At 35.8% G+C, this 13,888-nt stretch carries 16 protein-coding genes; 5 read left to right on the top strand and 11 right to left on the bottom strand.

Annotated features, from left to right (window positions below):
* Nucleotides 1-23 precede the first annotated feature (23 nt).
* From AC0INN_RS06895 to AC0INN_RS06860, 8 genes are all read right to left on the bottom strand, one after another.
* On the bottom strand, nt 24-890 hold the full coding sequence (locus AC0INN_RS06895; protein WP_273648130.1) for a DMT family transporter: 867 nt from the start codon (nt 888-890) through the stop codon (nt 24-26).
* Between the two features lie 204 nt (nt 891-1,094).
* Nucleotides 1,095-1,490: a VOC family protein gene (locus AC0INN_RS06890; RefSeq protein ID WP_273648129.1), complete on the bottom strand. Its 396-nt coding sequence runs from the start codon at nt 1,488-1,490 to the stop codon at nt 1,095-1,097.
* Between the two features lie 233 nt (nt 1,491-1,723).
* Entirely contained in the window at nt 1,724-2,131 is a 408-nt protein-coding gene (locus AC0INN_RS06885; protein WP_273648128.1) for a GNAT family N-acetyltransferase, read from the bottom strand.
* Between the two features lie 129 nt (nt 2,132-2,260).
* Nucleotides 2,261-2,965 (bottom strand): hypothetical protein, encoded by a 705-nt coding sequence (locus AC0INN_RS06880; RefSeq protein WP_306612444.1) that lies wholly within the window; start codon nt 2,963-2,965, stop codon nt 2,261-2,263.
* A 338-nt stretch (nt 2,966-3,303) separates the two neighbouring features.
* Nucleotides 3,304-4,164 (bottom strand): PhzF family phenazine biosynthesis protein, encoded by an 861-nt coding sequence (locus AC0INN_RS06875; RefSeq protein WP_306612442.1) that lies wholly within the window; start codon nt 4,162-4,164, stop codon nt 3,304-3,306.
* Between the two features lie 45 nt (nt 4,165-4,209).
* The gene (locus AC0INN_RS06870) at nt 4,210-4,818 is read right to left on the bottom strand and encodes a dual specificity protein phosphatase family protein (protein WP_273648126.1); all 609 of its coding nucleotides are present in this window, start codon (nt 4,816-4,818) and stop codon (nt 4,210-4,212) included.
* Nucleotides 4,819-5,118: 300 nt separating this feature from the next.
* A complete protein-coding gene (locus AC0INN_RS06865; RefSeq protein WP_273648125.1) occupies nt 5,119-5,916 on the bottom strand; it encodes an SDR family NAD(P)-dependent oxidoreductase in 798 nt (265 codons plus the stop codon).
* Between the two features lie 26 nt (nt 5,917-5,942).
* Nucleotides 5,943-6,743, bottom strand: a complete 801-nt coding sequence (locus AC0INN_RS06860; RefSeq protein WP_273648124.1) for a helix-turn-helix domain-containing protein — start codon at nt 6,741-6,743, stop codon at nt 5,943-5,945.
* 290 nt (nt 6,744-7,033) lie between these two features.
* Here AC0INN_RS06860 and AC0INN_RS06855 point away from each other — a divergent pair, with 290 nt between their 5' ends.
* Both AC0INN_RS06855 and AC0INN_RS06850 read left to right on the top strand, forming a co-directional pair.
* Complete coding sequence (locus tag AC0INN_RS06855) at nt 7,034-7,804, top strand: T9SS type A sorting domain-containing protein (protein ID WP_273648123.1); 771 nt, start codon at nt 7,034-7,036, stop codon at nt 7,802-7,804.
* Between the two features lie 159 nt (nt 7,805-7,963).
* A complete protein-coding gene (locus AC0INN_RS06850) occupies nt 7,964-8,758 on the top strand; it encodes a CPBP family intramembrane glutamic endopeptidase (RefSeq protein ID WP_273648122.1) in 795 nt (264 codons plus the stop codon).
* 122 nt (nt 8,759-8,880) lie between these two features.
* Here AC0INN_RS06850 and AC0INN_RS06845 read toward each other — a convergent pair whose 3' ends face one another.
* Nucleotides 8,881-9,150 (bottom strand): bacteriocin-like protein, encoded by a 270-nt coding sequence (locus tag AC0INN_RS06845; RefSeq protein WP_273648121.1) that lies wholly within the window; start codon nt 9,148-9,150, stop codon nt 8,881-8,883.
* A 468-nt stretch (nt 9,151-9,618) separates the two neighbouring features.
* On the opposite strand from AC0INN_RS06845, the gene AC0INN_RS06840 reads away from it, so the two are divergent.
* Nucleotides 9,619-10,314 carry a VIT1/CCC1 transporter family protein gene (locus AC0INN_RS06840; RefSeq protein ID WP_273648120.1) on the top strand — a complete coding sequence of 232 codons (696 nt, stop codon included), beginning with the start codon at nt 9,619-9,621 and terminating at the stop codon, nt 10,312-10,314.
* 27 nt (nt 10,315-10,341) lie between these two features.
* Here the strand turns inward: AC0INN_RS06840 and AC0INN_RS06835 are convergent, their stop codons facing one another.
* Entirely contained in the window at nt 10,342-10,848 is a 507-nt protein-coding gene (locus AC0INN_RS06835) for a hypothetical protein (protein ID WP_273648119.1), read from the bottom strand.
* A 312-nt stretch (nt 10,849-11,160) separates the two neighbouring features.
* Between AC0INN_RS06835 and AC0INN_RS06830 the strand changes: the two genes are divergently transcribed.
* Both AC0INN_RS06830 and AC0INN_RS06825 read left to right on the top strand, forming a co-directional pair.
* On the top strand, nt 11,161-12,084 hold the full coding sequence (locus AC0INN_RS06830) for an NAD-dependent epimerase/dehydratase family protein (RefSeq protein WP_306612434.1): 924 nt from the start codon (nt 11,161-11,163) through the stop codon (nt 12,082-12,084).
* A gap of 30 nt (nt 12,085-12,114) precedes the next feature.
* Nucleotides 12,115-13,023, top strand: a complete 909-nt coding sequence (locus AC0INN_RS06825) for a helix-turn-helix domain-containing protein (RefSeq protein WP_273648117.1) — start codon at nt 12,115-12,117, stop codon at nt 13,021-13,023.
* Here the strand turns inward: AC0INN_RS06825 and AC0INN_RS06820 are convergent, their stop codons facing one another.
* A complete protein-coding gene (locus AC0INN_RS06820; RefSeq protein ID WP_273648116.1) occupies nt 13,024-13,815 on the bottom strand; it encodes a hypothetical protein in 792 nt (263 codons plus the stop codon).
* Between the last annotated feature and the right edge of the window lie 73 nt (nt 13,816-13,888).

Here is a 13,888-nt window from a genome sequence, read left to right as displayed (position 1 = left end):
AAAGGAAGAGGGTTTTGTATATATTATTTTTTCCTGATCGAAATGAAGGTCTGTAATACAACAGAAGTAATAATCAGAGAAAGTCCAATATAGAATGAATGATTTACCTGTTTGCTTTCATTAAAGAATAAAAAGGCCATGATAATTGCATAAACAGGCTCTAGATTGAAGGTTAAGTTCACTGTAAATGCAGGGATCTTTTTTAAAACCTCTGCAAATATAACATAGAGACCCACTGTACAAAAAAGAGCCAGGATCATCAGATTACCGATATCTTTCATTCCGGGAATCACACTTTCTACTGGGAAAAAATAAAGATAAACCGGTAGGACAGCTCCCAGGCAAACAGTTCCACTAAGCATCTGGTAGTAATTAATGACTTTGGTGTCATAATGTTGAACCAGGCGCTTGTTGAAAATGGTATACAAAGCGCCAATAGCGGATGAAATAACACCCAAACCAATTCCTAATTGATACGATGTATCAAAATGAAAAATCAGACTGATCCCAAAAACCGTTAATAAACTCAGCAACAGCTCAGAAATTTTAAACGGTTCTTTATCGATGACAGGTTTGAATATTGCTGTAAAGAAACTGGTCAGACAATAACACACTACACCTATGGAGATATTAGCGTATTTGATACTTGCGTAAAAAAATAACCAATGCAAGGTAATCAGTATTCCAACTTTGGCTATATGGAATTTTCCCCGGGTTGAAATCATATAAGGGATTCTCAGCGATTTGAGAATCACAAATAAAATGAGAGTGGAGAATAACAGCCGGTACCAGACCAGAAGACCTTCGTTAAGCGAGATGAGTTTTCCGAATATTCCTGTAAATCCAGCCAGTATAACGGCCAGATGTAATAATACATATGATTTTTTCATTAGACAATTTGCCTTTCTGTAAAGACAAAGATTTTAATTAATAAGTAATTGAATCTGAAGCATTAGAAAACAGCCAATAAAATTTTATCGGCGTTAATACTTCAGTTACACTTTAGAAATATTAAAATCTTGGAGGAGGCAAACAGCTTGAATGGTTCATATTGGATTGTATTGCAGCAAATATAAGAATTAAATCCAGGAATACTACATATGGAATACATTAAAGGTATGGCCGTCAGGATCGGAAAAAACAAATCCATAGTAATGATCTCCGAAACTTTGAGGCGCCGAAACAATGGTGCCACCGGCTTTTTCAACTTCTTTAGCCCAGGCATCTGCCTGATCTTTGCTTTCTGCAGATAGCGTAAAAACAATCTCATGGACTTTCTGGGTGTCGCAGAATTCTAACGGCTTAAGATTGGACTCCAGGATATTTTTCAGGAAAAAATGGATCACAAAATCATTGTCACCAAAGAAAAAGCTTACCAGCTGATCAGAGGTGTGCGGACCATTAGGTTTAAATCCTAAGTCTGTATAAAATTTGTGGGTACGTTCAAGATTGGCTACGGCCAGATTTGACCAGATCATTTTAGGTTTCATAATGATTTTATTTTTTGGTTAGGATAAAGGTATACGGTTTATAAAGAATCTGCATTGCCATATGACAAGATTTGTAATGGCTGAGAATCGGGTATTTGAAAAGATGACAGAAAGATCAGCGTATGAAGGATAATTACCCCTATTCGGAATGAATTTAAAAAGTCCTATAATTTATATTATGTTAAATTGTATATGCTAGTATAAATTTATGTATCTTTTTATAATAAGCATACTTAATAATTTCTTTGAATTATAAATGCTTCAGAAATATTTTTCATTCCAATTTTTTCATAAAATTTAAATGCATTTGCATTTGAATGTAAAATTAGTTTGCATTCATTGCCTGCACTTTCTTTTGTGAGTTCAATTAATTTTTTTCCAATATTCAGATTTCGATATTGTAAGTCAACGCAAAGATCTGAAAGATAGCAACAATAACTAAAGTCGCACAAAGAACGAGCAATTCCAACAAGTTTTGTATTATCCCAAGCAGAAACTATCAGATTTGCATTAGTGAACATTTTTTGTAAACGGATTTTATCATTCATATCTTCAATTGGCAAATAATCAGAATCAAATAATAGGGCTATTATTTTTTCAATTTCTATTTCTTTGTTTAATTTATATATTATGTCTTTCATATAATTCCCTATAACGAAGTGTTGTCAAATGCCTTGTCAAATTTATCTGTAAGTTGGCAGAGCCGATTTGTTTTAATTCTTACTAAAGACTGATTGTTTTAACTATACAAAGTTGTGTATGGTTTAATTTTATTTATTGTTGATAATCGGTGCGAGTTCTGTTTTTAATTTGTCAAACTCTTCTTTGCTCATCATATCAATTTCTACTAGATCTTTTGCTTCCTTTAATTTTGCTATCGCTTCATCTCTAGTCATCTTTCTGTTTTTTAAAAGAATTTCACCAGATTCAATTCCTAATTCTGTATCCATTACACTTAAATATTTATTTATTCCGAAAGCTCGACCATTTATTTCTCCCAAAACCATAACTACATACAAAGGCTTGTTTTTACTACCTCTATGGTATGCTTTTATCTCTCTGACAATAACTGTAGTGTTCTTTAAACTGTTGTCTGCCATATTCTGTGCATCACCACCCATAGCAGACATAATACTTCCAAATCCAGCTGGTCTGCCCATTTGTATAAATTCATAAGTTTTTTTTGAAGTACTTGTTGATTGTGAAATACCTCCTCTTGCTCTACCTCCATAACTTCCTGAATAAGTTCTTGTATTCAGTTCTTGAGATGTAGGATATCCTAATATTAATGTATCACCAACTTTCACACTATTTTTATTCGTCGTTATATATTCTTTAACCTGAGCACCATTTTTAATAGTGTTGAAAAAATTAATGTCCTGAGTGTTTTCGTAAGTCAATAAATCAATATCTTCTTGAGCTTGAATATTAGCTATTGAGAAAATAATAGTAAAAAAAGTAATTGTTTTTTTCATAATTGTTATTTATTATAGTTGTTTTATTTAATATTCGTTTTGAGATTTTAAATATTAAATTTCAGAAATATTGTGCATTTTTCAAATAAAAATCCTAAAAATCTGATGTTACCATTCTAAACTTATCAATATCCCTACTTTGTTCTATCTCAAATATTTAGTAGTCTTTTCTGTTTATGTACTAACCAAAGATAATCAATCTAATCTATCATAACCTACGGGATGCCGTAAATGATCACATAACGGTTAGTTATAAATACTATACAAAAACCAGGCTTATTGTAAGCCTGGTTTTTGTATAGTATTTAAATATATATCAGGAGCACATTTGCTCTTAGTTAGATGAATACTTCTCCTTGTGCGATTTTACAAACATCCCCTTCTACAAAAACATGATCCATTTGTTCATTTTCACCGGTGACCATAACTTTAATCTGGCTTGGTCTTCCCAAAAAATGCCCCTGCTCAATAATGATTTCGTTATTTATTTCTGCAATTTTATTCTCAACTAAGTAGGCACCTACAGGACCAGCTGAGCTTCCTGTGGCAACATCTTCTACCCAACCCTGATTATCCCAGGTTCTCCCCTGCTTTCCGGCAACATCCAGAACAAATATGAATTTGGCACCAATTTCATTAAGCTTAACTTCTAAATCAGGAATTATAATTTTTGATTTGCCTAATGCACTGGCTTTTACAGGAACTATTAAGTAAGGTAAACCTGTAGAAACCACCTGAAATGGAAATTCTTCGAATTTGTCCTCCATGCTCAGATTTAAATAGCTTAAAAATTCAGTTTCTTGTTCTTTCCTTAATACCGTTTTAAATTCCGGAATTCCCTGATTCATTCTTGCTGAATAATAGTTTGGTTTTTTTGTTGTTTCCACAACAACCGGCTTTTCATTAAGCTCAATAGTCCAGCTGTTTCTCTCCTTTTCCGGGGAATAAAGATCGTGAAGCATTGCAGACAAGCCGATTATGGGGTGTCCTGCAAAATCCAGCTCTTCTTCAACTGTAAATATGTATGCTCTGAAAGTGTTCGGATTGATTTTATAATAAAAGATACTTTCAAATTGCTTCATTTCCTGCGTTAGAATATGCATGCTCTTTTTATCAAATTCCTCATTAATCTCAAAAATGGTCAATCCGTTTCCAGAAAATTTCTTTTTTGAGAAAACATCTACATGGTAGTACTTCATTATATTTAATTTTTATTCAGTTTGTTGGATATATTATTTTATCTCTTATAAAGAATCCTGTTTTTTGCCTGATGTTCTTTTCTTGTAATTCAACAGATAAGTTCCTTTGTCCGAATTTTTAGAGAAATTACTACCGAACTCCCAAAGGAAACGGGCATTTGCTCTGGCCTCTTCGTTAGTGAAATTTTCATATTCAATTCTGTACAGTGAGCTGAATAAACGGGAACGCCCAACACCATGATGACAATGGATCAAAACAGGATAATTTTTAGGGTTATCCATAATAGATAAAAACTTTTTTACCGTGCTGTCCTGGGGAATCTGATCGGTGGGCAAATTGAAATAATGAATACCTGAAAGCTTATCTACGGCATTTTCTTCCGCATTTACCTGTTTCTTTGTTTCCGGGTTGAGTTCCGTTTGCTGCAGGCCATCCCGTAGGTCAATAACCGTTTTTATATTGTGACTCTTTAATACCTCCGGTAATTTGTCAGGAGGAATAACTCCTGAATTGTACACCTTGTTTTCTGAAATGGTGACTAAATTATACCGCACCTTCTTTTGATAAAGGGCACCAATTAAAAATAAAAAAGCTATTATTAAAAGCGGAATTAGTATTTTTTTCAGCGTATTGTTTTTAAAATTCAGGCTCATGATTGAATGATTAAATCTTGTATCGTGGAAAGCTCTAATTTATTTAAAAATATTCATTTTCTCTTATAAAAATATTTTAAGTAAAAAACCTTTTTGATCTAAGGCCTATCCGGGGTTTATTAGGCTTTTTTTTAAATGGAACTAGCTGGTAATTAGCTTTTAAATATAAAGAAAAGGAGACCTCTGGATCTCCTTTTTATTTCAATAATTTTCTGTAAATGTCTAAAAGAACTGATATATTATGCATCAAATGAATTCTACTGATCCTGCAGATCACTTGGGTCTGCCGGATTTTATTATTTACAGGCAACGTATTGTACCGCCGTCTACCCGAAGAACAGAACCACTGATGTAGTCGGCAAAATGACTGCAAAGGTATACTACAGCTCCTGCAATCTCTTCGGGTTCACCAAACCTTCCTGTGTCATTCGGAATAAGTTCCTGGACAGCTTTGTACTTGATCTCCTCCATATCTGTTCCCCAATTAAATTTCGGGGCTGCATTTTTGAGCCAGTCTTCCACCATTGGATTGATAATGGCACCCGGCGACACCACATTTGATGTGATGCCCGTATCTTTTAGTGTTCTGGCAAGCGAAACAGACATATTATGACGGGCGGCCAGGGTTGCATTGTAATGAGGCTGCTCTTTAATCGGTTGTATGCCAAGGCCTCCTCCGATATGGACTACCCTTCCCCAACCCAGATTTTTCATCTGTGGCACAATACGTTGAATCATCCGTACATATGAAACTACATTTGTATTGTAAATATCCAGCCAGTCATCGGCTGTCGCTTCACCCCAGGACTTATGGGAAGTTGCACCTGCATTATTAATCAGGATATCTATCTTTCCAGACTGGAGTGCTTCGGCGGCTACCTGATCTGCTCCTTCATCAGTTGAAAGATCCCCTATAGCAATTTTTGCAGACCCTCCTTTATCGATTATTGCTTTTGCAACGTTCTCGGCACGGCTTTTATCACGGCCATGGATAATTACCATAGCACCTTCATTTGCTAGCATTTTTGCAATAGCTTCGCCGAGGCCGGAGCTTGAACCTGTAATTAATGCTCTTTTTCCTTTTAATTGTATATCCATTATTATTGTATTGGTTTTTATTGATATTATTTTTTATTGGGAGCGTAGCCAAACGCTTTTTTATAAGCATATGAAAAATGAGAAAGATCTTCGAATCCCAGATCCAGGTATATATCAGAAGGCCTGTTTCCTTTTTCCTCTATTTGATATTGAGCATCTTCCAGTCTTTTTCTGACGAGCCACCTGCGGGGGCTCGTCAGAAAAAGCTTCTCGAAATCTCTTTTGAATCCGGCCAGACTTCTCCCTGTAAGAAAGGCAAAACGTTCAATACTGATATTATATCTGTAATGGCTATTCATAAATGCCTCGAGATTAATTTTACCCGGCTCTCTGAAATCAAAAAGGATATTCTTAAACTGTGGATTGTTTTTGATCAGTAACATGATCAGCTCCCGGGTTTTTAACATTAGAATATGATGATCAATTTCAGGCTCCTGCAGATAGGGAATCAGAGATTCTGTAAATCCTTTGAGAAGATTGTCGGGACTGATCAAAAGCACTTCTCCGGACAAATTCATTTCATCTGCTATCCACCCATATTGATGACTCATTTCCTTTAAAGTGGTTTGGTCAATATGGATAGCAATTGATTTAAAGCCATCAGCACCGGTATTTTTAACGTATTTAGCCAGCTGATTCCTTCTGAAGAATCTGAAATCTCCCTGTTGAAACGAATATTTTTTGTTGCCAAGCCATACCTCATGTTTTCCCTGCAGGATATAGCTGAAGATATGGTCGGTTACAAAGGCCTCTCCTTCTACATCAGCTCCCTTATAATCATTTAATATTAATCTTGGTCCTAAAACAGTTGATTCTTTCTTTTCCATGCTTGTATCATTATTTGCATGGACAAAATTATGGGGGAAATCAGAGTTTAACTTTGCTGGAAAGCTCAAAATACTTTGTTGAAAAGCTCGGACTGAATGATATGATGATGGGTCGTATCATTTTAATATGAGCATTATCGGAGTTTCTTTTAATAGTATGTTATAGACGATTACTAGGGAAAACAAGACAGATACTAGACCAGTTTGCTCAGTTGCTAGTTGTTTGTTGGCTGTACCCTATTTTAATCTCAATTTTATTAAAAATATTTTACTAACCTAAATTTAATTGCATGAAAAAACTAATTCTATTTTTATCCTTTATGTCTTTCTTTCAAAGTCAGATAATTGCGCAGATAATTGCTCCTGTAAGAGATACCTATAACATTACTTTTACCAGGGATGACAATTTTATAGGTGAAACCGTACCAGGGCACGCCCATACAAATGTTACTCTGGATATAAAAATTGGCTCTAATATAAGAACAAATACTTTTCTTCCAGATGTTGTTTCCTCAAAGGATTATAATTTTCCTGTGATCTATCTTCTTCCCGGGAGCCCGGCCCCTGTCACCTATGTTAATGTAACTTTTAGTACTCCATCCTTACAAAGCGGATATTATGAGCTTGGAACCCATGTTGGAGATGAGACTATAATTCCTCCTGTGACCTACTATACCGGTCAATTCGGATACGGTGTTGCGATTACCTGTATTGCTACCAATAAATATCTCATGAGAATTACCCGTTTTGAATGTAATATATGCATTCCGGGAGGTGGTATACCGGTTTCAAAAACAGCAAACCCTCAAAATACACCACTAATAGCTCCAAATCCAAGCATGGGACTTAGCGAATTGTATTATACGGCTGCAGGTAAGGAAACAGTTTCAATAAACATAGCAGATATTAATGGTAAAACAATAAATGCTTATTCTAAGGATTTAGAAGCCGGTTTACAAAAGCTTCCTATTGATATTCAAAATCATTTGAGCGGTACTTATATTGTTCAATGGAGATCCAGTACCGGTAAAGCCGGAAGTTTGAAACTGGTTAAAAAATAAATAAATCAAAAAAAACTGCTCTCAATAGGTATTGCTCCTGCATTTTGCAGGAGCTTTTTTATTCAGTTCCAACAGAAAATTCTTAATTGGCTTTTTTATTATTATTTTTACTTTCAGAAACCAAGCAGTTATTAGTTTAATTAAAGTATCATCAACCATATGGAAAGAAAAGAATTCATTAAAACAGGAGTATTATTTTCTGTTTTGATGATGAGCATCTTCACTCAGCTTATATCTGTTACAGGATTTTTAATTATAACGTTGTTTGCAGCTTTGGTCTATCTGTATACTGTTCTGGAAAAGAACCTGAAATACAGCAGGTTTTTATATCATACTTTGGCACTGGTAATTCTGGCTGTTTCGATTATTATTTTTCAGCATCTGTTGCCGGGGTTTAATAATGTGCTCATTTTCGACAAAATACAGGTTTCAAAAGACGGTGTCCCTTTCACAATGTACTTTAATATAGATAAAACGTTGGCAGGACTTACCCTGTTGTTATTTGTAGTACCGCCTGGAGCTGGTTTCAGGTCCGCTTTGAAGAAAAGCTGGTCTCTGATTTTGATGACCATTCTTTTGCTGATGGGACTCACACTATTATTTAGTTTTGTAAGAATTGATATTAAATTTCATCAGTATTTCTTTGTATGGGCTTTGAATAATGTATTGTTTGTCGTCATGGCCGAAGAGGTTTTGTTCAGAGGTTTCTTTCAAAGGCATTTGTCTTTGCTGAATATTAAAAACAGTCAGATAATTGCTGTTGTTATTGCCGGATTAAGCTTTGGAGCGTTGCATTGGGCGGGTGGAATATTGTATGTTCTGTATGCTGCAATAGCCGGGATTATGTATGGTTTAATTTACCAGAGATCAAACAATATACTGGTGAATATATTGAGTCATTTTTTATTGAATATCATTCATATTCTGTTTTTTACCTATCCATTTTTAAAATAAAAGTTTGTCCGTAAATCTCCGGTTCTATACCCGCTGATTAATGTGACCAAGATTTGTATTGCTTATTTCTGAGCATAAAAAAACCGCCCTTTTCGGAGCGGTTATTAGTCTTTAATTTTTTATTAGTTGCAAGTGTTTGCTCCACAGCTAACAACAGTAATGTGTACTACGTTGTTGATTCCGCACTGCACCTGGCAAAGTCCGTTTTCAAGATTTTTGATCACTTGAACAACAGTTCCTCCAACTGCACCACCAACAGCACCGATAGTACCGCCAACGATAGTTCCAACACCTCCTAATACACCACCTACTAATCCTAAGATTGGATCAAGGAATCCATCTCCTGAAATAGTTTTCAATTGCTCTCTGTCTAATTTTTTTAAATTTTTCATGATATAATTTTTTATGATTAATACATCACTAAGATATGAAAAATTATAATATGACAAATTTTTTTTGAAAAAAATAATTAAATATTCTTATAATTTAATATTCGATTAATATATCGGGTGTTTAGTATGGATATCGTTTTTGTAAAAACACCCTTTCTGAATGCATTTTAACGGATATTAGGGGGCTTTTTTTCCGGAATGAATATTTATTTATAGATCCTGGTTGTAGCGTTGCGTTATTTTAATGTTGTATTATTGTTACAGCTCGCTCCTGTAAAACAACAAATTTCTAAACAAATGTTTGACCCCAGGAGGTGCATGTACTGTTGATTAGAGATTATAAATATTTTTTTCGAAATGAGAAATTGTTGAAATGGCGTTTAGCATTGTCTTTTTATTTTTACAAAAGTAGAATACGGTATTATTTCCTTATATTTAAGATGAGAATAACTATTTATTCATTCGTGTATGCATCATCAACAGGAAAAACATTATGTAAACAGGGTTGGTTGGCTGCGGGCAGCCGTTTTGGGAGCCAATGACGGTTTATTATCTACAACAAGCATTGTTATAGGAGTTGCCGCTGCAGAATCACAGCGTAACACGATCATTCTGGCTGCATTAGCCGGGATGATCGCCGGTGCCTTGTCCATGGCTGCAGGTGAATACGTATCGGTGAGTTCACAGGAGGATACCGAGAAAGCTGATCTTCTGCGTGAGAAAAGGGAGTTGGAAGAAATGCCGGAAATGGAACTTAAAGAACTTGCCAAAATATACGAAGAAAGAGGTGTGAGTAAGGAAACAGCAATGCAAGTTGCCGTTGAATTAAGTGAGCACAATGCCCTGGAAGCCCATGCCCGGGATGAATTAGGAATTAATGAGATCAGCCAGGCCAGGCCATTGCAGGCTGCCATTGCTTCGTTGGCATCATTTGCTGTGGGCGCCATGCTTCCCTTTCTTGTATCTCTTTTAGCTCCTATTGATCAGATGGTTTATTTTCAATATGGATTTTCCATTATTTTTCTGATGACTTTGGGAGCTGTTTCTGCAAAAACAGGAGGCTCAAAAATCGGAATTGCTGTGATAAGGATTTGTTTCTGGGGAACTGCTGCGATGGGGATTACGGCACTGATAGGACATCTTTTTGGAGTAACCGTTTCCTGATATTTGCCAACAGTGACCTCTGCCCTATTATTTCCTTTTGATGCCAATCATTTTTAATGCCGTAGGGCTCAGATAGATCTCATCAAAAACGGTAAGAGATTCAATATCCGTAAATGTTTGAAATTTTAAATCATTTTTATTGAAAGATAATTCTATCGATTCATCATAGGATGCTGTAATGCGTACGACCGAATACCCATTGTAGGCCACTTTAAAGCCTTCAAAAAAGCAGTTTTGTTCGGCTTTCTTATACACATTGTATTCTTCAAATCCGCTTACAGCAGGAGTATCATCGGAAAGAACTTCATTGTGCTTAAGCGATTTCCAGGAAGAATAGTTTTTAGGTTCCTTCAAGACATTCCCATTTGGATCTACAGGAACAAACAGGGCAAGCGTTAAGGGATGCCTCAGAAAGTTAGCATAATTTTTCATCAGATTTAATGTCTGAAGATCGGCGTATCCTTCGTTTGAATAATACTCAATGACAAAATCGGTCATTGGGATAAGCTTATGGGAAGCATCATTTGGCATCATTAATATTCTCTTTGTCTCGAATGAATTTGATTGTTGGGCAAATATACAAGTTTAGCATAAATACACCTCCTTCACAACGTTCAAGAATGCGGATTAGTACAGGAATTTCCGGTATTTTTTCTTAGAATAAATAAGGTTAGGAATGGAATTGGGATTTGTCATTACGTTAGAATGATCAACACCTGTGATTGAAATATGTGTAGGGCAAGAACAGAGATTATGTTACAAATTCAGGTGATCGGGATACAATTTCATTCAGATTATGCCCGAATTTTGCATAGGAATATAAGTCAGAAATAAATACTCATAATTATGCAAACAATATTAGGTGCTAATGGCCAGATTGGCGAAGAACTGGCAAGGGAGCTAAAGCGGAATTTTACTTCCGATATCAGAATTGTAAGCAGAAATGCAAAAAAAGTAAATGACACGGATACCGTCTTTTCAGCGGACCTCTCTGTTAAAGAAAATGCGGTTGAGGCGGTGAAAGGAAGTGAAATTGCTTATTTCACACTAGGGCTTCCGATGGACTCGGATCTTTGGGAAAAACAGTTTCTCCTTATTACAAAAAATATAATTGAGGCTTGTAAAGTAAACGGAACCAGGCTGGTATTTTTTGATAATACCTACATGTATCCTCAAAATGGTAACGTTCTTACGGAAGAAACACCGTTTGCTCCTGTGGGTAGAAAAGGAAGAGTAAGGAAGAAAATGGCAGAAATGCTTTTAAAAGAAATGGCAGCAGGAACTATGGATATTGTCATCTGCAGAGCTCCGGAATTCTATGGCCCCGGAAAAACACAGAGCATTACCAACGCTTTTATTTTCGATGCTATTAAAGAGGGAAAAAAACTAAAGGTTCCTTTAAGAGATGATAAGTTAAGAAGCTTAATCTGGACACCCGATGCGAGCAAAGCTACCGCTTTGATTGGTAATACACCCAATGCCTATGGTCAAACCTGGCACTTACCTGTTGATGATCATCGGCTGACTTATAAAGAATTCATTGCTTTGGCTTCGGAAATTTATGGACAGGAATTCAGATATTTTACAATTCCTAAATTTGCTTTCAGGATTGGGGCCCTGTTTAATGAGAAAGCAAAAGAACTGCAGGAACTTCTTCCCAGATATGAATATGATAACCTTTTTGATGATTCAAAATTCAGAAACAGATTCCCGGATTTTGAGGTAACCCCATATCGAAAAGGCATAGAACAGATAAAAAAAGAGCAGTAAAATACACGGTAACTTATAAAACAACAAACGATGAAAACTCCTGAAAAAGTATCTTCTATTACAGCAATGCATCATTATCTGAAGCTTAAAAAACCTACGAATCCATTGATCAGTGTTTTTGATTTTAATGAAGTGTCTGTGTCTCCGGATACCATTCTGAGTGCTATTACAACGGAATTTTACGTTATTGCGATTAAAAGTGATTGTGCGGGAAGATTCAAATACGGTCAGCAATATTATGATTTTGAAGATGGAATCATGTACTTTATTGCTCCCCATCAGGTGGTGCAGTTTGAAGATATTCTGCTTTCTGACGTTAAAGGAAGTGTATTGGTGATTCACCCGGATTTTTTGCAGGGCTATCCTATTGCTTCTTCCATAAAGGATTACGGTTATTTTTCCTATTCTGCCAATGAAGCTTTACACCTTTCCGAAAAAGAAGAAAATTCCGTTACGGAAATTATCGCCAATATACGGCGGGAAACGGAAAATAATATGGATGTTTTTACCCAGGATTTACTGATCTCCAATATTGACCTGCTTTTGAAATACTGTGACCGTTTTTATAACCGTCAGTTTTTAACCAGAAAGAAAGTAAATAATGATCTCTTAACGCAATTGGAAACACTGCTTGATGAGCAGTTTAAAAATAACAGCCTCATCATCAATGGAATTCCGTCCGTACAATTTATAGCGAACGAATTGCACATCAGTCCTAATTATCTCAGCGATATGTTGCGTGTCCATACGGGACAAACAACACAGCAGCATATCCAGAACCGGCTGATTGCAAAAGCTAAAGAATTGCTGTCTACGACTTCAATGTCGGTTTCGGAAATTGCCTATCATCTTGGTTTTGAGCATTCGCAATCTTTTCACCGTTTGTTTAAGAACAGGACTTCGCTTTCTCCACTTGAATTCCGGCAGACTTTTAACTGATTATTCTTTTGCGGCCTCTTTTTCCAGTTCTTCCTGAAATTCAATAAGGGCTTTGGTGGTTCCGGATTTTAAGCTTCCGTTCTTTTCTCCTTCATCCCAGGTTTTAAAAGCTTTTTCTTTTAATCCTAATGTATAATAATAGCTTCCCAGAACCGTATACCCTTCAGGCTCTCCCATGCTTATTATTTTCTTTGACAGGGCAATTAATTCAGGATGAGGTTGTATTTTTTTTGAGGCGATTTTCTCCGGTTTGGTCAAAAGCCCGGGAGTATACTTCATCATTTTGAGCCCAAAAAGATTCATGCAGGCCTTTGCTAATCCTTTATTACAAAGTTCTTCATTCACTTCATCGGTTTTTCCTGAAAACAGGGCTTCAAAATCCAGATCTGAACCTGAAGGACTTTTTGTCTTATCATAGTATTCTGCTAAAAGCCGGGCTTTGTTTTGAGCCTCCAGAGGACTCTTTCTGTTATTGACTTCGGAGCTGTCTTTTTTCTGAACCCAGACGCCTTTTTCAACCCAATTGGAAATCCCGAGCAGTTTTCCTTTTTTAATTTTAAAGATGAAAATGCTTTTATCAGGATAAATAATTAAACTGTCATTTCTTGTAAAATAATCTCCATAATCCATATCACCTATCGCAACTTTCCCGTTTCCATCGAAGTTAAAACTGCTGTAAAGTGTATCGTCACTGCTTGCTTTGTAATATCCCTGAAGGGAATTGTCGGCATTTTGTGCCGAAAGAATATAGCTTGATAAAAAACATAGTATCGACAGGATGCATCTTTTCATGGTGCCTAATATTTTTGGTGTGATTTTTATTTGTGCAAAACTATTAAATAAAAAACAGTTATAATAATTGATA

This window comes from Chryseobacterium subflavum (assembly GCF_055762745.1).
Note: the sequence above shows the minus strand (reverse complement) of the source record. Positions and strands in the feature narration are given on the sequence as shown.

Excerpts from the sequence above, each read along its gene's own strand:
- AC0INN_RS06895 (WP_273648130.1), bottom strand. The coding sequence starts at position 890 with ATGAAAAAATCATATGTATTATTACATCTGGCCGTTATACTGGCTGGA.
- AC0INN_RS06890 (WP_273648129.1), bottom strand. The coding sequence starts at position 1,490 with ATGAAACCTAAAATGATCTGGTCAAATCTGGCCGTAGCCAATCTTGAA.
- AC0INN_RS06885 (WP_273648128.1), bottom strand. The coding sequence starts at position 2,131 with ATGAAAGACATAATATATAAATTAAACAAAGAAATAGAAATTGAAAAA.
- AC0INN_RS06880 (WP_306612444.1), bottom strand. The coding sequence starts at position 2,965 with ATGAAAAAAACAATTACTTTTTTTACTATTATTTTCTCAATAGCTAAT.
- AC0INN_RS06875 (WP_306612442.1), bottom strand. The coding sequence starts at position 4,164 with ATGAAGTACTACCATGTAGATGTTTTCTCAAAAAAGAAATTTTCTGGA.
- AC0INN_RS06870 (WP_273648126.1), bottom strand. The coding sequence starts at position 4,818 with ATGAGCCTGAATTTTAAAAACAATACGCTGAAAAAAATACTAATTCCG.
- AC0INN_RS06865 (WP_273648125.1), bottom strand. The coding sequence starts at position 5,916 with ATGGATATACAATTAAAAGGAAAAAGAGCATTAATTACAGGTTCAAGC.
- AC0INN_RS06860 (WP_273648124.1), bottom strand. The coding sequence starts at position 6,743 with ATGGAAAAGAAAGAATCAACTGTTTTAGGACCAAGATTAATATTAAAT.
- AC0INN_RS06855 (WP_273648123.1), top strand. The coding sequence starts at position 7,034 with ATGAAAAAACTAATTCTATTTTTATCCTTTATGTCTTTCTTTCAAAGT.
- AC0INN_RS06850 (WP_273648122.1), top strand. The coding sequence starts at position 7,964 with ATGGAAAGAAAAGAATTCATTAAAACAGGAGTATTATTTTCTGTTTTG.
- AC0INN_RS06845 (WP_273648121.1), bottom strand. The coding sequence starts at position 9,150 with ATGAAAAATTTAAAAAAATTAGACAGAGAGCAATTGAAAACTATTTCA.
- AC0INN_RS06840 (WP_273648120.1), top strand. The coding sequence starts at position 9,619 with ATGCATCATCAACAGGAAAAACATTATGTAAACAGGGTTGGTTGGCTG.
- AC0INN_RS06835 (WP_273648119.1), bottom strand. The coding sequence starts at position 10,848 with ATGATGCCAAATGATGCTTCCCATAAGCTTATCCCAATGACCGATTTT.
- AC0INN_RS06830 (WP_306612434.1), top strand. The coding sequence starts at position 11,161 with ATGCAAACAATATTAGGTGCTAATGGCCAGATTGGCGAAGAACTGGCA.
- AC0INN_RS06825 (WP_273648117.1), top strand. The coding sequence starts at position 12,115 with ATGAAAACTCCTGAAAAAGTATCTTCTATTACAGCAATGCATCATTAT.
- AC0INN_RS06820 (WP_273648116.1), bottom strand. The coding sequence starts at position 13,815 with ATGAAAAGATGCATCCTGTCGATACTATGTTTTTTATCAAGCTATATT.